16 protein-coding genes are annotated in these 17,857 nt (G+C 72.0%); 6 read left to right on the top strand and 10 right to left on the bottom strand.

What is annotated here, in order from left to right:
• The first annotated feature begins 183 nt into the window (after nt 1-183).
• Genes C1701_RS14425 through C1701_RS14415 form a run of 3 tightly spaced genes read left to right on the top strand, consistent with a single transcriptional unit; the run spans nt 184 to nt 2,334 of the window.
• Nucleotides 184-594 (top strand): hypothetical protein, encoded by a 411-nt coding sequence (locus C1701_RS14425; RefSeq protein ID WP_026419353.1) that lies wholly within the window; start codon nt 184-186, stop codon nt 592-594.
• A 22-nt stretch (nt 595-616) separates the two neighbouring features.
• Nucleotides 617-1,471 carry a PPE domain-containing protein gene (locus C1701_RS14420; protein ID WP_155886191.1) on the top strand — a complete coding sequence of 285 codons (855 nt, stop codon included), beginning with the start codon at nt 617-619 and terminating at the stop codon, nt 1,469-1,471.
• Nucleotides 1,471-2,334 (top strand): ESX secretion-associated protein EspG, encoded by an 864-nt coding sequence (locus C1701_RS14415; protein ID WP_026419354.1) that lies wholly within the window; start codon nt 1,471-1,473, stop codon nt 2,332-2,334. The genes C1701_RS14420 and C1701_RS14415 overlap by 1 nt, the downstream gene beginning before the upstream one ends.
• A gap of 22 nt (nt 2,335-2,356) precedes the next feature.
• Here the strand turns inward: C1701_RS14415 and C1701_RS14410 are convergent, their stop codons facing one another.
• Nucleotides 2,357-4,066, bottom strand: a complete 1,710-nt coding sequence (locus tag C1701_RS14410) for a glycerol-3-phosphate dehydrogenase/oxidase (protein ID WP_035292553.1) — start codon at nt 4,064-4,066, stop codon at nt 2,357-2,359.
• Nucleotides 4,067-4,424: 358 nt separating this feature from the next.
• Between C1701_RS14410 and C1701_RS14405 the strand changes: the two genes are divergently transcribed.
• Both C1701_RS14405 and glpK read left to right on the top strand, forming a co-directional pair.
• Entirely contained in the window at nt 4,425-5,174 is a 750-nt protein-coding gene (locus C1701_RS14405; RefSeq protein WP_035292474.1) for an MIP/aquaporin family protein, read from the top strand.
• A 140-nt stretch (nt 5,175-5,314) separates the two neighbouring features.
• The gene (gene glpK, locus C1701_RS14400; RefSeq protein WP_026419357.1) at nt 5,315-6,832 is read left to right on the top strand and encodes a glycerol kinase GlpK; all 1,518 of its coding nucleotides are present in this window, start codon (nt 5,315-5,317) and stop codon (nt 6,830-6,832) included.
• 9 nt (nt 6,833-6,841) lie between these two features.
• On the opposite strand, the gene C1701_RS14395 is transcribed toward glpK, so the two are convergent.
• Nucleotides 6,842-8,248 (bottom strand): NAD(P)H-quinone dehydrogenase, encoded by a 1,407-nt coding sequence (locus C1701_RS14395; protein ID WP_026419358.1) that lies wholly within the window; start codon nt 8,246-8,248, stop codon nt 6,842-6,844.
• A gap of 171 nt (nt 8,249-8,419) precedes the next feature.
• On the opposite strand from C1701_RS14395, the gene C1701_RS14390 reads away from it, so the two are divergent.
• Nucleotides 8,420-8,872 (top strand): gamma-glutamylcyclotransferase, encoded by a 453-nt coding sequence (locus C1701_RS14390; protein WP_026419359.1) that lies wholly within the window; start codon nt 8,420-8,422, stop codon nt 8,870-8,872.
• Nucleotides 8,873-9,097: 225 nt separating this feature from the next.
• On the opposite strand, the gene C1701_RS14385 is transcribed toward C1701_RS14390, so the two are convergent.
• From C1701_RS14385 to C1701_RS14350, 8 genes are all read right to left on the bottom strand, one after another.
• Nucleotides 9,098-10,444 (bottom strand): amidohydrolase, encoded by a 1,347-nt coding sequence (locus tag C1701_RS14385; RefSeq protein ID WP_211237570.1) that lies wholly within the window; start codon nt 10,442-10,444, stop codon nt 9,098-9,100.
• Nucleotides 10,445-10,467: 23 nt separating this feature from the next.
• Nucleotides 10,468-11,694: a M20 family metallopeptidase gene (locus C1701_RS14380; RefSeq protein WP_026419361.1), complete on the bottom strand. Its 1,227-nt coding sequence runs from the start codon at nt 11,692-11,694 to the stop codon at nt 10,468-10,470.
• Nucleotides 11,695-11,921: 227 nt separating this feature from the next.
• A complete protein-coding gene (locus C1701_RS14375) occupies nt 11,922-12,794 on the bottom strand; it encodes a sugar phosphate isomerase/epimerase family protein (protein ID WP_030227616.1) in 873 nt (290 codons plus the stop codon).
• A gap of 40 nt (nt 12,795-12,834) precedes the next feature.
• Nucleotides 12,835-13,839: a sugar phosphate isomerase/epimerase family protein gene (locus C1701_RS14370; RefSeq protein WP_026419363.1), complete on the bottom strand. Its 1,005-nt coding sequence runs from the start codon at nt 13,837-13,839 to the stop codon at nt 12,835-12,837.
• A 41-nt stretch (nt 13,840-13,880) separates the two neighbouring features.
• A complete protein-coding gene (locus tag C1701_RS14365) occupies nt 13,881-14,198 on the bottom strand; it encodes a hypothetical protein (RefSeq protein ID WP_026419364.1) in 318 nt (105 codons plus the stop codon).
• Nucleotides 14,199-14,307: 109 nt separating this feature from the next.
• Nucleotides 14,308-15,747: an alkaline phosphatase family protein gene (locus tag C1701_RS14360; RefSeq protein WP_026419365.1), complete on the bottom strand. Its 1,440-nt coding sequence runs from the start codon at nt 15,745-15,747 to the stop codon at nt 14,308-14,310.
• Nucleotides 15,744-16,949, bottom strand: coding sequence for a metabolite traffic protein EboE (gene eboE, locus C1701_RS14355; RefSeq protein WP_051713319.1), 1,206 nt, complete (start codon nt 16,947-16,949; stop codon nt 15,744-15,746). The genes C1701_RS14360 and eboE overlap by 4 nt, the downstream gene beginning before the upstream one ends.
• 5 nt (nt 16,950-16,954) lie before the next feature.
• Entirely contained in the window at nt 16,955-17,854 is a 900-nt protein-coding gene (locus tag C1701_RS14350; RefSeq protein WP_051314100.1) for a TatD family hydrolase, read from the bottom strand.
• Between the last annotated feature and the right edge of the window lie 3 nt (nt 17,855-17,857).

Genomic DNA, 17,857 nt, shown 5'->3' with positions numbered 1-17,857 from the left:
AGTACGAACCCCCTGCACGGAGCAGGCCCGCTACACACCGAACTCATCCTTCACTCGTCAGCGGGAATTGGGTTCCGGGCAGCCGACTGTTTTACTGAATGACGCACTGTCCGCGATCGGGTAACTCCACAACGTCATCACGGCGGGCTAAGCTTCAGCACGGTCGCAGGTAGGGAGGTTGTCGTGCCATCCAGCCACAGTCCCGACGACGGGCCCGGTCCCACTGGCCACTCCGGACCGCCGCCCTCCGGGGAGGACGCGACGGTTCCGGGCGGTGGGGACCACCTGGAAATCGAGCCGCAGGCGATTCCGGAACTCATCAGTTCACTCCAGCACGCGCTCGACCAGCTCGGTCCGCAGATCGAACACGCCTTCAACGACCTCAGGATCATTCCGTGGGCCGGCGACCCGGTCAGCCAGAACGCCGCGGAGCGCTTCAACGAACGTTCCTTCGGCAGCAGTGCGGCGGCGTTCGAGGCGTTGTGCGGGTATCGCGACCAACTCCAGTCCGCCGCCGGTTCCCTCCGGATGGCCAACGAGCAGTACCAGGTCATCGAGGGGGACAACTCCGCTACCTGGGACACGTACTGCTGATCTACCCGTGGGGGTGCTGAACATGAGCGGCGAGCACCGCTGGAACGGTTACACGCACGAGGAGCTGTACGAACAGCTCCACTCCGGCCCCGGCGCGGACGCCTCCCACACCGCCGGCGATCGGTGGGCCGCGATGGCGAACGCGTTGGGCGAGATCGACGAGGACGTCCGCGAGGCGCTGCTCCGCTCCACCACCTCCTGGCAGGGCGCGGCCGCGGAGAGCGCGCGGAACGGCCTCGGACCGCTGCGGGACTGGGCGCGGGAGGCCAGGGACCTGGCCGACCTGATGCGCAAGGCCGCCGAGGCGCAGGCGGAGAACGTCAGCAAGGCCCGCGCGGACATGCCCCCGCCGGTCCAGGTCACCGCCGAGGAACCCGGGCTGCTGGACAACCTCCGCGCCCTGTTCGGCGGCCAGTCCGACTACGAGGAGCAGGAGTCGGCGCGGCGGGACGCGGAGTCCCGGGCGTTCGAGGTGATGACCACCTACGAGGTGAGCACGGCGAGTGCCACGACGATGCTGGCGACGTTCCGCCCGCCACCCGAGGTGGTCGTGCAGGCCCCCGACCTGGTCCGGGGGGACGGGACTGCCCCGGGGCGGCCCCTGCTCTCCCTGCGGACGCCGGGGCCGGGCGCCCGGCCCGCGCGCCCGGCCCCCCAGGGGACACCGTCGTCGTTCCGGGAGCCCGGCGGCGCGACCGCGCGCCGCCCGGCCCACCTCCCCCGGCTCCCCGTGCGGCCCGGTGCCCCGACCCCGAACACGGGACGCGAGCCCGACTCCCACGTCCCCCCGAGCGACCCCAGCGCCACCGAGACCGTCGACCTCTACGGCCGCGACCACCGGGTCGCCGCGCCCGTGATCGGCGGAGGCACCGCCTGATGGCCTTACTCGACGTGTTCGCCCGGCACTCCGACGATCCGTTCGCGCTGAGCGCGCTGGAGTTCGACGTGCTGTGGCAGCACCTGGGGCTCGGTGACCAGCCACTGGTGATCAGGGTGGACTCGCCGGGCCGGACGTTCGAGGAACGGTCCTGGTTGGAGGAGGCGGCGTGGCGGGACCTCGGACAGCGCGGCCTCGGCTGCCCCGGCGCCGTCCACGGGGAGCTGCGCTCGTTGCTGCGCCGCCTGGAACGACCCGACGTGGAGGTCGACGGCCGGCTCTGGCTCGGGGAACGCAGGGTCCGGGTCCTCGCCGCGGCCACCAGGGGCCGAGGGGCGTTGGCGGTCCTCGAGCACAAGCGAGTGACCCTGCGCGCGGTGGAGGGGAGCGGCCTCGCCAGGGCCGCCGTCGGCACCGCACCCGCCCGCCCCGCCGGGCCGGGTCACTCCGTGACCCTGCGGGCCGAGCAACTGGACAGCGCGGCCGCCCGGGCCGGCGGTTCGGCTGACGCCCTGCGCACCGCCCTGTGCGGCGGCGGGGTGCGGGAGGAGGACGCCCGCACCCTCGCCGAGATGGTCCGGGAGGCGGGGGACCGAGGCCAGTTCGGGGTGGCCCGCCGGGACAGCTGGGGCAGCCGGCGACGGCTCGACCGCGTCATCGCCTTCTTCGACACCCCCAAGGGCCGGTACCTCCAGACCCGACGGGGAGCTCCCGACGGCTCCAGTTGGTCGGTGGTGTCGCCGGTGGACTCCCGCCGCCTGGTCCAGCACGTCGAGGACATGCTGTCCGAGGTCCGAGGACAGGCCGCCGCCGGACTGCCCTCGGACGGGCACGTGGTCGGTGCCCCCTGGTCCACGCCGTGACGGGGCCGGGGCGGCGGGACCGTCAGGCGGTGGCCTCCAGTCGTGGCCTGGCCTCGGGAGCGGCCGCCCTCCTGGCGTCCGCCGTCTGGTCGTCCGGCTCGGTCTGCGAGTCCCGCTCGGCCTCGACCCGCGCGACGTAGACGCGGACCTCCTCCCGCGCGGTCTCGTCGTCCCAGCCCAGGACGCGGCCCATCAGCCGGGCCGCCGCCTCCGCGGACTCCACCCCCCGGTGCGGGTACTCGATGGAGATCCGGGTGCGCCTGGTGAGCACGTCCTCCAGGTGCAGCGCGCCCTCGTGGCTGGCGGCGTAGACGATCTCGACCTGGAGGTAGTCGGGCGACCCAGGGACGGGTTTGAGCAGTTCGGGGTCGTCGGCCGCCTCCGCGAGGACCTGGTGCACCAGCGAGCCGTAACGGTCCAGGAGGTGCCGGACGCGGTAGGGGTGCAGCCCGTGCCGTGCGGCGAGCTGGTCCGCCTGGTTGACCAACGCGTGGTACCCGTCGGCGCCCAACAGCGGGACCTTGTCGGTGATGGAGGCCGGGATGCGGTTCGGCAGGTCGGCCGCCGCCGCGTCGACGGCGTCGGCCGCCATCACGCGGTAGGTGGTGTACTTCCCGCCCGCGATCGCGATCAGACCAGGAGCGGGCCTGGCGACGGCGTGTTCCCTGGAGAGTTTCGAGGTGTCCTCGCTCTCCCCCGCGAGGAGCGGGCGCAGACCGGCGTACACGCCCTCGATGTCGTCGTGGGTCAGCGGGGTCGCCAGCACCGAGTTGACGTGTTCCAGGATGTAGTCGATGTCCGCCCGGGTCGCGGCCGGGTGGGCCAGGTCGAGGTTCCACTCGGTGTCGGTCGTGCCGATGATCCAGTGGTTGCGCCACGGGATGACGAAGAGCACCGACTTCTCGGTGCGCAGGATCAGGCCGGACTCGGCGACGATCCGGTCCCGGGGGACGACGATGTGCACGCCCTTGCTGGCCTCCACGCGGAACCGGCCCCGGCTGCCGGAGAGGCGCTGGAGCTCGTCGGTCCACACACCGGCGCAGTTGATCACGACGTTCGCGGTGACCGAGGTCTCGGCTCCCGACTCGACATCGCGGACGTGCACGCCGGCCACCCGGTCGGCCTCCCGGACGAAACCGGTGACCTGGGTGGAGGTCCGCACCACGGCGCCGTACTGCGCGGCGGTCCTGGCCAGGGTCATCGTGTGCCGGGCGTCGTCCGACTGGGCGTCGTAGTAGCGGATCCCGCCGATGAGCGCGTCCCGCCGCAGCGCGGGGAACAGGCGGAGCGCTCCAGCCCTGGTGAGGTGCTTCTGCCCGGGAACCGACCGCGCGCCGCCCATGGTGTCGTACAGGAGCAGGCCGGCCGCCGTGTAGGGCCGTTCCCACACGCGGTGGCTCAGCGGGTAGAGGAAGCTGACCGGTTTGACCAGGTGCGGGGCGAGCCGGGTGAGCATGAGCTCCCGTTCCCGCAGCGCCTCGCGCACCAGGCCGAACTCCAGCTGCTCCAGGTACCGGAGACCGCCGTGGAAGAGCTTGCTCGACCTGCTCGAGGTGCCGGAGGCGAGGTCCCGGGCCTCGACGAGCGCCACCCGCAGCCCCCGGGTCGCCGCGTCGAGCGCGACCCCGGCGCCGGTGACCCCGCCACCGATGACGACGACGTCGAAGTCCTCGTCACCGAGGCGCGACCAGCTGCGGTCACGCTCCGCCGGGCTCAACGCGCCGGGCGGCACCACGGCCTGGGCGTCGGACGGCCGACGGCCGGGCCCCCCGCCCCGCTGGTGCGCACCGTGTTCGTCTGCCACCGGATCCGCCTCCTCCGCTGTCAGGGCGTCCACGTCGGGACTCCGTCAACGCTACTCCGATCGGATGAGCCCACGAGTGGGCTCATCCACCATGCCGTGCACCTACTGTGCCCGTTCGGGCCGCTCACCGCGACCGACAGCACCCATGATCGTTGAGTGTGGACACTTCCGCTACCGCACAGTAACCTCCCGTGCACCCACAGGTTGCGGCACCGTCGCCCGGCCCGGCACGGGTGCGAAGGCCTGACCACCGACCCATACTGTTGCCGACGCGGGGAGGCCACCGATGGATCCGATCAGCAATGGCGAGATCTTCATCTGGGAGCTGCTTGGCACGGCGGTGTTGATCATCCTGGGTGCCGGGGTAGTGGCGAACGTCGTGCTCCGCCGGTCCAAGGGCCGCGAGGGGGGCTGGCTGCTCATCGCGATCGGCTGGGGTTTCGCCGTCTTCGCTGGAGCGAGCATCGCCGACCCATCCGGCGGCCACATCAACCCGGCGGTGACCCTCGGCCAGGCGATCGCGGGCAACACACCGTGGTCGGTCGTGCCGGTCTACGTCGTGGCCCAGCTCATCGGCGCCTTCCTGGGCGCGGTGATCGCCTGGGCCGCCTACAAGCTCCAGTTCGACACCCACGACGACCCGAAGGGGACCCTGGGGATCTTCTCCACCCAGCCGGCGGTGGAGAACCGGCCGTGGAACACCGTCACCGAGGTGATCGGCACCTTCGTGCTGCTGATGTGGATCCTGCTCAGCCCGGGTGCGGAGGTGGGGACCGGCAGCGTCCCGGTCCTGGGCAACTCGGCCCTCGGTTACGCCGGCGTCGCCTTCCTGGTGATCGGGATCGGCGCCTCCCTCGGCGGGCCGACCGGGTACGCCATCAACCCCGCCAGGGACCTCGGACCCCGCATCGCCTACGCGGTGCTGCCGATCAGGGGGAAGGGCAGCCCGGAGTGGGGCTACTCCTGGGTGCCGGTCGTCGGTCCGCTGGTGGGCGCGTCGCTCGCGGCCCTGCTGTACCTGGCGCTGCCGATCTGACCCCAGCGCCCGCCCGAGGTGTGGCCCGACCACCCGAGGGGCATGACCAGGACGACGGTCGCGTCCCGACGTGACGTGGCGACGGTGCCCCGGGCACCACGACTCTCGAACGGCCGGAACCACGAGGAGGCACGCGAGGCATGGCCAACTACGTAGCCGCGATCGACCAGGGCACCACGTCGACCCGGTGCATGGTGTTCGACCACTCCGGAGCGGTGGTCGCCGTCGACCAGCGGGAACACGAACAGATCTTCCCCAGGGCCGGGTGGGTGGAGCACGACCCGGAGGAGATCTGGCGCAACACCCGGCAGGTGTGCGCTGGCGCGCTGGCCAACGGGGACCTCGTCGCCTCGGACATCGCCGCCGTGGGCATCACCAACCAGCGGGAGACCACGGTCGTCTGGGACCGCCGGACCGGTCGTCCCGTCTACAACGCGATCGTCTGGCAGGACACCCGCACCGATCGGATCATCGAGGAGCTGGGGCGGCTCGGCGGCGGCCAGGAGCGGTACCGGGAACGGACCGGACTGCCGTTGGCCACCTACTTCTCGGGGCCGAAGATCCGGTGGATCCTCGACAACGTCGAGGGTGCCAGGGCGCGGGCCGAGGCTGGCGACCTGCTGTTCGGCAACATGGACACCTGGGTGCTGTGGCACCTCACCGGCGGCCCGGACGGCGGCCTCCACGTCACCGACCCGACCAACGCGTCCCGCACGCTCATGATGGACCTGGAGAGCCTGAGCTGGAACGAGGAGATCGCCGGCGAGCTGGGTGTCCCGCTGTCGATGCTCCCGGAGATCCGCTCATCCTCCGAGGAGTACGGGCGCATCAGCCAGCGGGGAGCGCTGAACGGGCTGCCGATCGCGGGCATCCTCGGCGACCAGCAGGCGGCGACCTTCGGTCAGGCGTGCCTCTCCCCCGGCGAGGCGAAGAACACCTACGGGACCGGCAACTTCGTCCTGCTCAACACCGGCACCGACAAGGTGATGAGCCAGAACGGGCTGCTGACCACCGTCTGCTACAAACTGGGTGAGCGGGACACCGTCTACGCCCTGGAGGGCTCGATCGCCGTCACCGGCTCGCTGGTCCAGTGGCTGCGGGACAACCTGGGGCTCATCGGCTCCGCTCCGGAGGTCGAACGGCTCGCCTCGACCGTGCCGGACAGCGGCGGCGCCTACTTCGTGCCCGCCTTCTCCGGCCTCTTCGCGCCCTACTGGCGCTCCGACGCCCGGGGCGCGATCGTGGGGTTGACGCGGTTCGTCAACAAGGGGCACCTGGCCCGAGCCGTGCTGGAGGCCACCGCCTTCCAGACCCGCGAGGTCATCGACGCGATGAACGCCGACTCCGGTGTCGCGCTCAAGTCCCTCAAGGTCGACGGCGGGATGGTCGTCAACGAACTGCTGATGCAGTTCCAGGCCGACATCCTCGGTGTGCCCGTCATCCGACCCAAGGTGAACGAGACGACGGCGCTGGGCGCCGCGTACGCCGCTGGTCTGGCCGTGGGCTTCTGGGACAGCGAGGACGACATCCGGCGCAACTGGATCCAGGACACCCAGTGGGACCCCTCGCTGGCCGAGCAGACCAGGGAGGCCCGCTACCGGGAGTGGAAGAAGGCCGTCACCAGGACCTTCGACTGGGCCGGCGGCGACGAGGAGTGAGACCCAGGCTCAGTTCAGGTCGTCGGCGGGCCGCATCAGCTGCCGGCCCACCTCGGTGATGGAGCCGGAGAGCGACGGGTACACCGAGAAGGTGTAGGCGAGGTCGTCCACGGTGAGCTGGTTCTGCACCGCCATCGCGATCGGCAGGATCAGCTCACTCGCGGACGGGGCGACGACGACCCCGCCGATGACCACCCCGGTCGCCGGCCGGCAGAACAACTTGATGAACCCGCGGCGCAGCCCCTCCATCTTCGCTCGCGGATTCGTCGCCAGCGGGAGCATCACGCTCCTCGCCGGCACCTCACCCGAGTTGATGGCGCCGGTACCGATGCCGACGGTGGCGATCTCGGGGTTGGTGAAGACGTTGGCGGCCACCGTCTTCAGCCGCAGCGGCTGGACGCCCCCGCCCAGGGCGTGCCACATGGCGGTCCTGCCCTGCATCGCGGCGACCGAGGCGAGCAGGAGGACACCGGTGCAGTCACCGGCGGCGTAGACGTTGGACACCGAGGTCCGCGAGACCCGGTCGACGGGGATGAAACCGCCGCGTCCCGGGGTGATGCCCACGCGTTCCAGGCCGATGTCGGTGGTGTTGGGCACCGAACCGACGGTCATCAGGGCGTGGCTGCCCTCGACGACACGCCCGTCCTGGAGGTGCACCCGGACACCGCCGTCGACGCGTTCCACCCGCTCCGCCCTGGCGTGCTTCACGACCTCGGTGCCGCGCTCCGCGAACACGTCCTCCAGGACGGCCGAGGCGTCCGCGTCCTCGTGCGGGAGCACGCGGTCCCTGCTGGACACCATCGTGACCTTGACGCCCATCTCGGTGTAGGCGGAGGCGAACTCGACGCCGGTGACACCGGATCCGATGACGACCAGGTGTTCGGGGAGTTCCGGGAGGTCGTAGATCTGCCGCCAGGTGAGGATGCGCTCCCCGTCGGGTTCGGCTCCCGGGAGGACGCGGGGCGTGGCCCCGGTGGCGATCAGCACGACGTCGGCTTCCAGCACCTCGTCCTGGCCGTCCTCCGTCTCCACCGCGACGCGGTGGGTGGCCAGCCCGGGGTGCTCGTCGGTGAAGCGGGCGTAGCCGCGCACCACCCGCACGTTGTCCCGGCGCAGGCGGGTCTCCAGGTCGGCGGACTGGGCGAGGGCGAGCCCCTTGACCCGGCCGTGCACCACCGGGAGATCGACGTCGGCATGGCCCTCGCCGGTGTTGATGCCGAGTTCGCCCGCGCTCTTCGCCGCGGAACGGGCGGCGGCGGAGACGATGAAGGTCTTCGACGGCACGCAGTCGTACAGCACGCACGCGCCACCGAGGCTGTCCTGGGTGACCACCGTGACCTCTGCGTCATGCTGTGCTGCGACCAAGGCCGCTTCCCAGCTGGCCGGGCCGCCCCCCATGATCACGACGCGGGTCACCAGGTCCTCCTTCGTAGAAAAGCGAACATTCGTCGAACTCCGCAACCGTACGCTGTCCACCGGCGTGGCGAACGATGGCCCTGGTCCGGGCCCTGCCGCTAGCACGATCCTGGCATCGGATCAACGCCCGCGCCCGACAGCGTGCCCACACCGAACGGCTACCCTGTCAGGGTGCCGCTCTACGCCGCGTACGCCTCCAACATGGATCCAGCCCAGATGTTGGAACGGGCTCCGCACTCGCCGCTGGCGGACACCGGCTGGCTCGTGGGCTGGCGGCTCACCTTCGGTGGGGAGGACATCGGCTGGGAGGGCGCGCTGGCCACCATCGTCGAGGACCCTGGCTCCCAGGTCTTCGTGGTGCTCTACGACGTCACGCCCGAGGACGAGCGCAACCTCGACCGGTGGGAGGGTTGCGAACTGGGGCTGCACAAGAAGATCCGGCTGCGCGTGGACACCCTGAACCGTTCGGTCCTGGCCTGGTTCTACGTGCTGGACGCCTACGAGGGGGGACTGCCCTCCGCGCGCTACCTGGGGGTGGTGGCCGACGCCGCCGAGGCGGCCGGGGCTCCCGGGGAGTACGCCAACGAGATCCGCACGAGACCCTGCACCGGTCTCGGCCCCTGATCCCCTCGGTCGCACCGGCCCGGGACCGGCGGGGGGCGGTGTGACCGCCCGTCGGGCGGGCGGCGGAGCACGTCCCCTGCGCGGCGAGGACCGCCGCCCCACCCCGCGCTCGCGCGGGCCGAGCCCCGACGTGACCGGACGCATGCGCCCGGGTGGTCACCCCGGACGCACCGGAGCGGGGCCAGCGCGCACCGGGGACCGCCCGGTGCGCCCGCCCGTGCCCCGCTAGTCCGTCATGGCCGTCAGCGCCGCGTGCACGAGGACGCGGACGCCGACCAGCAGGGCCCGTTCGTCGAGGTCGAACGTCGGCTGGTGCAGATCCCGCTGGGGGCCTACCCCCGGCCACACGCCCAGCCTGGCGAAGGACCCGGGGACGTGCTCCAGGTACCAACCGAAGTCCTCACCGCCGGAGGACTGCTGGGTGGTGGACACCGCGCCCTCACCCAGGGCGGCCCGGACGGCCGCGTCCAGGACCCGGGTGCTGTCCTCGTCGTTGACCACCGGCGGGACGCCGCGCTGGTGGCGGAGTTCGTAGGTCACCCCGGTCGGCGCGAGCAGCGCGCCGACCAGGTCCCGCACCATGGGCTCCAGCGCGGCCCACACGTCGCGGTCACCCGTCCGCAGGGTCCCGCGCAGCACGCCGTCCTGCGGCACCGCGTTCGGTGCCTTGCCGGCGTGCACCGCCCCCCAGACCAGCACGGTGGCCGACCGGGGGTCGATGCGCCGTGACAGGAGGGTGGGCAGCCCGGTGATCACCGTGCCCAGCGCGTGCACCAGGTCGGCCGTCAGGTGGGGACGCGAGGTGTGACCGCCGGGCGAGGTCAACCGCAGTTCGAGCAGGTCGGCCGCGGAGGTGATCGCGCCGACCCGCAGCCCGACCCTGCCCACCTCCAGTCGGGGGTCGCAGTGCAGGCCGAAGATCTCGTCCACGTCGTCCAGCCCGCCCGCCGCCACCACGTCCAGCGCGCCGCCGGGCATGACCTCCTCCGCGGGTTGGAAGATCAGGCGCACCCGCCCGGGCAGGGACGGCGCGTTGGCCAGGGCCAGCGCCGCCCCGAGCAGGGCGGTGGTGTGGGCGTCGTGGCCGCAGGCGTGGGAGATCCCCTCGTTCTCGGAGGCGAACGGCAGGCCGGTCGCCTCGGCCAGCGGTAGCGCGTCGAGGTCGGCTCGGAGTGCCACGCAGTGCCGTCCGCTGCCGATGTCGCAGATCAGACCGGTACCGCCCGGCAGCACCCTGGGGCGCAGGCCGGCGGCGGTGAGGCGTTCGACGAGGAAGGCGGTCGTGTTCGTCTCGTGCCGGGACAGTTCCGGGTTGGCGTGGATCGCCCGCCGCCACGCCACCACGTCCGCACCGTGCCGGCCCAGCCAGGAGTCCAGCCAGTCCGGCCCGCGTCCGGCGCCGATGTCCGCCACAGCCGTCATGGTGCTGCCCGAGTCGGTCCCTGGTCCAATCGGCTCGCCGAGCGGCGCGTGGCCCGGTGCGAAAGCACCGCGCGCCGCCGGCTGGCCCCTGGTGCCGGGGTCCGTCCTCGACGGCCTCGCCTGGGCGGTCCTGGTGTTCGTTCCCGTCATCTCATGACCCGAATCCACCACAGTCATGCCGCACCTCCTGTCGCGGCGACTTTCCTCGAAGCGGCAGCCCGACCCGCCACGTCGGCAAGCAGCCTTGTCCGTTGTTCGCTGTCGGTGGCGGCGGCCACCGCGGTCCACGCCATCGCGACCGCTCCGTCCAGCACCGCCTGGTCCGCGGACGGCGAGACGCAGGCCGCCGCGAACTCCGGCTGGTGGTTCACCGCGTCCCCGCAGTCGAGGGCCAGGGTCGGGTGGATCCCTGGCACGACGTGGGTGACGTTGCCCATGTCGGTGCTCCCCGAGACCCGGGATCGCTCCTCGGCCGGGCTCAGCGGGGCTCGGCCCAGGTCGACGACGGCCTCGCGGTACGCCTCCGCCAGCCAGTCGTCCGGACGCAGCTCCGCGTACACCGGGGAGATCTCGGAGGTCTCGTACCCAGCCCCGGTCGCGACGGCACCGGCCCGGAGGCAGTCCTCGATACGACCGCTCAGACGAGCCAGCGATTCCACCTCTGGTGCCCTCAGGTTGAACACCGCGGAGGTCCTGGCGGGCACGATGTTGGGCGCCGCACCGCCGTGCGTCACGATACCGTGGACCTGCTGGCCGGGTTCCAGATGCTGACGAGCGAGCCCGATGGCGACCTGCGCGACGGTGAGGGCGTCCGCGGCGTTGATCCCGCGCTCGGGAGCCGAGGACGCGTGCGACTCCCGTCCCGTGTAGCGCACCTCCAGGTCCGCGATGGCCCGACTGGGGCGGGTCACCGTCTCCTCGGGTCCCGGGTGCACCATCAACGCCAGGGCGACCGGGTCGAAGACGCCCCGCTCCAGCATCAACACCTTGCCCCCTCCGACCTCCTCAGCGGGGGTACCGATGACGAGGACGGTGATGCCGAGCTCGTCGGCGACGTCCCGGAGGCCGAGCGCCGCCCCGACTGCCGCCGCCGCGATCACGTTGTGCCCGCAGGCGTGCCCGACCTCGGGCAGGGCGTCGTACTCGGCGCACAGCCCGACGACGAGGTCGCCGTGCCCGAAGCTCGCGGTGAACGCCGTGTCCAGCCCCGCGACGGGGCCACGCACCTCGAAACCCTCGTCGGCGAGCACCGTCGTGATCTTGCGGACGCTCTCGTGCTCGGCGAAGGCCAGCTCGGGCTCGGCGTGGATACTGTGCGAGAGACCGACGAGTGCCGGGGCGTGGGCCCGGACGGCCCTCGCGCAGCGTGACCTGAGTGAACTCCTGTGCCCGGTATCCATCGGGCCATATCCTGCCCCATCCGGGGGGTGCGGGGCGTCGGTCCCGGCGGGGAAGCTGCTCTGCGGTACCGGTCGTGCGCTGGGCGGACCCGGGAACTACAGCCTTGGTGTACTGCCGGACCTGTCACCGTGTGCTTCACCCGGACGGCGCAGGCGCGTCCCCGGGTGGGGCAAGCGCCGCCGGTGGTCGGTCCGAAGCGGACCGACCACCGGCGGCCGGCGCCGGCTCAGAACCGGAGATCCCGCAGGTACTCGTAGCCGACCCGCACGGTCGTCAGCGGGTCGGACGGGTTGTCGTGCTCCACGACGAACTCCCGAACGCCCGCGGTCCGCGTCTCCCGGAAGATCCGACCGAAGTCGATGGTGCCGGTGCCCAGGTCCGCCCACTCACCCGAGGCGCTCCGGTCCTTCACGTGGTACTGGCGGACCCGCCCACCGGTGGAGTGGACGAAGTCGACGGGGTCCACCCCGCCGTCCACCACCCAGTACAGGTCGACCTCGAGGTACACGTTCTGGCGCTGGGTGTGCTCGAGGATGATGTCGATGGGACGTTCCCCGTCGACGAGCTGGAACTCGTGGCCGTGGTTGTGGTAGCCGAAGCGCAGGCCGGCCCGTCGCGCCTTCGCGCCGGCCTCGTCGAGTTGGCGGGCGTAGGAACGCCACTCCTCCGCCGTGTCGAACATCGCCCACGGGGCGGCGACGTAGGTCTGCCCCAGGGTCAGCGCGTCGGCCACCACCTGGTCGAAGTCGCCCTCGACGCCGTTGTGGCTCGAGGTCGCGCGGAGCCCGAACCGGTCGAGCAGGGCGCGGAACTCGGCGGCGGTGCGACCGTAGGTCCCGGCCAGTTCCACCTTCTGGTAGCCGATCGCGGACAGCTCGGCGAGGGTGCCCGGGACGTCCTGTTCGAGCAGGGAACGCAGGGTGTACAGCTGGACGCTGATCGCGTTCCGGGGGACGCGGCCGCCGGGGCCGCCGGCCGGGACCGGGGCCGCGGTCGCCTGGCCGGCGGCCAGGCCGAGCGCCGCCACTCCGAGGGCGGCTCCTGCCACGCCCCGGAACAGGCCGCGTCTGGACAGGGCGACGTCGTCGTCGGGTCTCATCTGGTCTCCTCGGGGAATCCGGTCGGATGGGATGGCCGCGTCACTTCTGGTTGCTGAACGCGGCGTCGAACGCCGCCGAGGGCTTGTCGAAGACGAGGTTCCTGATGAAGGTGACCGCCTCTGCCGCGCCCCGCAGCCGGTCCATCCCGGCGTCCTCCCACTCGACCGAGATCGGACCGGAGTACCCGATCGAGTTCAGGGCGCGGAACGCCTCCTCCCAGTCCACGTCGCCGTGCCCGGTGGAGACGAAGTCCCAGCCCCGTCGGGCGTCGGCCCACGCCAGGTGCGATCCCAGCCGGCCGTTGCGCCCGTCGAAGCGCTTCTTCGTGTCCTTGCAGTCGACGTGGTAGATGCGGTCGGCGAAGTCGAGGATGAAGCCGACCGGGTCGAGGTCCTGCCACACGAAGTGCGAGGGGTCCCAGTTCAGCCCGAAGGCCTCCCGGTTCCCGACCGCCGCCAGCGCGCGTTTCGTGGTCCAGTAGTCGTAGGCGATCTCCGAGGGGTGCACCTCGTGGGCGAAGCGGACGCCGACCTCGTCGAACACGTCGAGGATGGGGTTCCAGCGGTCGGCGAAGTCCTGGTAGCCGTCGTCGATGACGTCCTGGGAGACGGGCGGGAACATGGCCACGTACTTCCAGATCTTCGACCCGGTGAATCCGACGACGGTGCCGACACCCAGCTTCGCGGCCGCGCGGGCGGTGTCGGCCATCTCCGCGGCGGCGCGCTGCCGCACCCCCTCCGGCTCGCCGTCGCCCCAGATCCGGGCCGGCAGGATGTTCTGGTGCCGGTGGTCGATCGGGTCATCGCAGACTGCCTGCCCGACGAGGTGGTTGGACAGCGTCCACACCCGGAGACCGTGCCGCTCGAGCTGGGCCAGTTTCGCCGGCACGTACTCGTCGTCGGCGAGGGCCTTGTCCACCTCGAAGTGGTCGCCGGAGCAGGCGATCTCCAGACCGTCGTAGCCCCAGTCCGCGGCCAGCCGGCAGACCTCCTCGAAGGGCAGGTCGGCCCACTGGCCGGTGAACAGGGTGATGGGTCGGGTCATCGTCGGATTCCCTTCGGTGTGCCAGCGCGGGGGTCGCGCTACTACTTCTTCTTCTTGCGGTATCGCCTTCCCAGGAAGACCGCGCCGAACAGCGCGGCTGCTCCCACGATGGCGGCGATCTGCCGGTTGGAGTCGCGCAGCGCCGTCGGATCGGTCTCCCCGTCCGGGGCGTCCGACTCGGCGGGCGTCTCCGCCGAGCCGGTGGTCCCGGTGTCCCCGGCGGCTCCCGCCGCCCACGGGGCGAGGTCGGCGGCGCCCACCGCCGGCGGTGGGGCCGCCAGGGCTGCTGGGGCGGCGCCGAGTGCGATCAGCAGGAACAGGAGCGGAACCGCCAGCAGGCTGCGGAACGTCGCGCGCATCAGTAATCCTCCGTCGTGTGATCAGCGGTCGTGCTCGCTGAGACACCGTGTAGATCCGACGCCGTCGAGTCTGCCGGTCCTGGCCGTCCACATCACCTGCCGATCGGGATCAATCCGTGCCGAGGCCGGGAACCGAGCCGAGCGGCCACCGCGTCTTCGGTCCACCGTCGAGCCCCTGGAGGCGCAGCATCACGTCCCGGACATCGGTGGCGGCGACCCGGCCGCCCCGCTCGGCCGCCTCCGGTGCCGGTCCACCGGAGCAGAGCAGGACGGGTCCGTCGAGCGGGCTGTCCGGGAGTCGCCCGTGCGAACCGCTGACCGGGGACGGGTCGAGGGGCACGACGTTCATCGCGTAGCGCAGACCGACCTTCTTCCTGACCAGGTTGCCCGCCGCCTTCGCCTTCACCAGCGGGTCCTTCGGGTCCAGGAAGAGCTCGGCCGGGTCGTAGCCGGGCTTGCGGTGGATGTCGACGCCCTTGGCGAAGTCCGGTGCCCGGTCGTCGTTCAACCAGTAGTAGTAGGTGAACCAGGAGTCGGGTTCGGCGACCACGACGAGTTCCCCGGCCCTCGGGTGGTCGATCCCGTACCGGGCCTGTTCCTCCCGGTCCAGGACCTCGTCCACGCCGGGCAGTTCGGCCAGCAGGCGACGCACCCTGGGCTGGTCGGCGGGATCGGCGACGTAGACGTGGGCCACCTGGTGGTCGGCGACGGCGAAGGCGCGGGACGCCCACGGGTCGAGGTACTCCATGCCGGCCTGCCGGTAGACCTCCAGCAGGCCCTCACGCCGCAGGGCCCGGTTGACGTCCACCGGCCGGCGGACCGACGTGATGCCGTACTCGCTGAGCACGAGCACGGTCGCGTCGGCCTCGGCCGCGTCGCGCAGCAGCGGGGCCAGCGCGTCGTCCACGGCGCCCGCGGCGATGACGGCCTCGGAGGAGTCGGGGCCGAACCGCTGCAGGTCGTAGTCCAGGTGTGGGACGTAGACGGTCATCAGGTCCGGCGCGTGCCGCGCGAGGACCCGGCGGGCCGCGCCGACGATCCAGCGGCTGGACTCGATGGAGGCCGTGGGCCCCCAGTAGTGGAACAGGGGGAAGTCCCCGAGGTCCGAGGAGAGCTCGTCGTGCAGCGCCGGCGGACGGGTGTAGCAGTCCGGGGACTTCCTGCCGTCGGCATGGTAGATGGGCCTCGGGGTGACCAGCAGGTCCGTGCTGGCCCCCATCGCGTACCACCAGCAGATGTTCGCGGCGCGGTAGCCGGGGCGCAGCCGTCGCGCGGTCTCCCAGACCTTCTCCCCGTGCACCAGGCGGTTGTGCTGCCGCCACAGGTGCACCTCGCCGAGATCGCGGAAGTACCAGCCGTTGCCGACGACGCCGTGCTCGGCGGGCATCAGCCCGGTGAGGAAGGTGCTCTGCGCGCTGCACGTGACGGCGGGCAGCACGGTTCCCAGTTCAGCCCGCCAGCCGCGTTTCGCCAGTCTGGACAGCCCGGGCATGTGCTCCAGCAGCCGGGGGGTCAGTCCCACCACGTTGACGACGATGAGCGGCTTCACCAGGCGGCCTCCTTCGGTTCTCCGGACGGCGGTGTCCGGCGTGGTGCGCGGTCCGGGTCGGGGAGCAGGTTGTCGCGTGCCCACCGCAGCTCGGCGGCGATGCCCTCCACCAGGTCGTGGCCGTTCGACCTCGATCCGGCCGACCCTTCCGGTTGACCGCCGGCGAGCGCGGTGGGAGGCAGCACGCCCCAGGTGTAGGTCTCCACCTCCAGGTGGGGAGGGTGCGGCTGCCGGAGTTCGTCGAGCGCGGCGGTCGCGGCCAGCAGCACGGGGGTGGTCGAGGCGAGCGGTGGTGCCGGGGTGGCGTGCAGCGGCACGTGGAAGTGCACCCGCCACGGCCCCTCGGCGGGCAGCTCGTCGAACGCGGCGGGCAGGTCGTCGACCCGGAGCACCCGCCCGTCCCCGGTGCGCTCCCGGACCTGGTGCAGGTAGCGGGGTTCCGCGAAGGCCGCCAGCGCGCTCCTCGTGGCCGGGGTCGCCGGGTCGGGGACCTCCAACGCGGCCGAGGCCTGGACCTTGACGACGTCGAGCCCGGCGGCCGCGACCGCGCGGACCGTCGCGGCGGGCTCCGCCCAGGACACGGCGAGGTGGCAGGTGTCCAGGCACAGGCCGACGTGCGCGGGGTCCACGCGTCCGGCGAGCCACCGCACCGCGGCCGACACGTCGTCGAGGCGGGACCCGGGTTCCGGCTCGACCGCGATCCTGATCGGGGGCGCGTCGCCGGCCAGTTCCCGCAGCCGGGCGGTGAGTTCGGCGAAGGCGGTGGTGGCCACCGCGTCGTCCCGCTCGGACCACGGCTCCCGCCACCCGAGGGGGAGGGTGGAGATGCTGCCGTGGCCGGCGTCGGCGGGCAGCAGCGCCGCGAGCACCCTGGCGCAGTCCAGGGTGTACCGCGAGCGGCGGGGGTCGGTCCACGGCGGCGCGAAGACCTGGTGCTTGACGACCGCGTCGTGGAAACCCCCGTAGGGGAAGGCGTTGAGGGTGACCACGTCGAGGCCTCGGGCGTCGAGTTCGGCCCGCAGCCGGCGGAGGCCGCCCGGATCGGCGGCGAGGTGGCCGGCGACCTCGGCTGCCAACCACAGCCCGACGCCCAACCGGTCCTCGCCGAGGCGGTCGCGGACCGGCCCGGCGTACCGGTCCAGTTGGGCGAGGATCCCCGGCAGGTCCTCCGCGGGGTGCACGTTGGTGCAGTAGGACAACACCATCCTCAGACAGCGCTCCCCTCGGCCGAGGGGCTCGTCGTGCCTGGTCGCGCCCCGCGCAGGACGGAGTTGCCCGAGAACGTGGCGGCGTCGCCGGTGAAACCGGGGAGCGGGTCGAGCACGAGGCGACCGCTCTGCCCGTAGAAGGCCACCGGGTTGTCCCAGAGCACCGTGGACACCTGGTGCTCGGCGAAGCCGGCGTCCCGCATCGCCTCGCCCGTCCTCGCGGTCTTGAGCGGGTCGGACCGCCCCCAGTCGGCGGCCGAGTTGACGAGCTTCCGGTCGGGGCCGTACCGGCGGAGGATCTCGACCATCCGGTGCTCGTCCATCTTCGTGTCCGGGTAGATGGAGAAACCCATCCAGCACCCCGAGTCGGCGACGAGCTCCACGGTGACCTCGTTGAGGTGGTCGACCACGACCATCTCGGGGTTGAGGCCGGACTCCCGGACCACGTCGAGGGTGCGGCGGGTGCCGGCGAGCTTGTCCCGGTGCGGGGTGTGCACCATCACCGGCAGCCGGTGCTCCCGTGCCAACTCCAGCTGGCGGGCCAGGACCCGGTCCTCCTCGGGCGTCATCGAGTCGTAGCCGACCTCGCCGACGGCGACGACGCCGTCCTTGGCGAGGTAGCGGGGCAGGACGTCGAGCACCTCGACGCACCTCGGGTCGTTGGCCTCCTTGGGGTTGAGCGCGATCGTGCAGTGGTGCCGGATGCCGAACTGGGCCGCCCGGAACCGCTCCCAACCGATCAGCCCGTCGAAGTAGTCGGTGAAGGAGCCCACGTTGGTGCGCGGTTGTCCCAGCCAGAACGCGGGCTCCACCAGGGCTCGGACCCCCGCCGCGTACATCGCCTCGTAGTCGTCGGTGGTGCGGGAGGTCATGTGGATGTGCGGGTCGAAGATGCGCATCGG

It is taken from the genome of Actinoalloteichus sp. AHMU CJ021, from assembly GCF_002895405.1.
GTDB classification, from domain to species: domain Bacteria; phylum Actinomycetota; class Actinomycetes; order Mycobacteriales; family Pseudonocardiaceae; genus Actinoalloteichus_B; species Actinoalloteichus_B caeruleus.
The sequence above is the reverse complement of the archived record's forward strand: the minus strand, read 5'-3'. Positions and strand labels throughout refer to the sequence as shown.

Bases quoted from the DNA above. Each gene is read 5' to 3' on its own strand.
- C1701_RS14415 (WP_026419354.1), top strand. From the start codon at position 1,471: ATGGCCTTACTCGACGTGTTCGCCCGGCACTCCGACGATCCGTTCGCG.
- C1701_RS14375 (WP_030227616.1), bottom strand. From the start codon at position 12,794: ATGAGACCCGACGACGACGTCGCCCTGTCCAGACGCGGCCTGTTCCGG.
- C1701_RS14420 (WP_155886191.1), top strand. From the start codon at position 617: ATGAGCGGCGAGCACCGCTGGAACGGTTACACGCACGAGGAGCTGTAC.
- C1701_RS14350 (WP_051314100.1), bottom strand. From the start codon at position 17,854: ATGCGCATCTTCGACCCGCACATCCACATGACCTCCCGCACCACCGAC.
- C1701_RS14385 (WP_211237570.1), bottom strand. From the start codon at position 10,444: ATGACGGGAACGAACACCAGGACCGCCCAGGCGAGGCCGTCGAGGACG.
- glpK (WP_026419357.1), top strand. From the start codon at position 5,315: ATGGCCAACTACGTAGCCGCGATCGACCAGGGCACCACGTCGACCCGG.
- C1701_RS14380 (WP_026419361.1), bottom strand. From the start codon at position 11,694: ATGGATACCGGGCACAGGAGTTCACTCAGGTCACGCTGCGCGAGGGCC.
- C1701_RS14405 (WP_035292474.1), top strand. From the start codon at position 4,425: ATGGATCCGATCAGCAATGGCGAGATCTTCATCTGGGAGCTGCTTGGC.
- C1701_RS14370 (WP_026419363.1), bottom strand. From the start codon at position 13,839: ATGACCCGACCCATCACCCTGTTCACCGGCCAGTGGGCCGACCTGCCC.
- C1701_RS14365 (WP_026419364.1), bottom strand. From the start codon at position 14,198: ATGCGCGCGACGTTCCGCAGCCTGCTGGCGGTTCCGCTCCTGTTCCTG.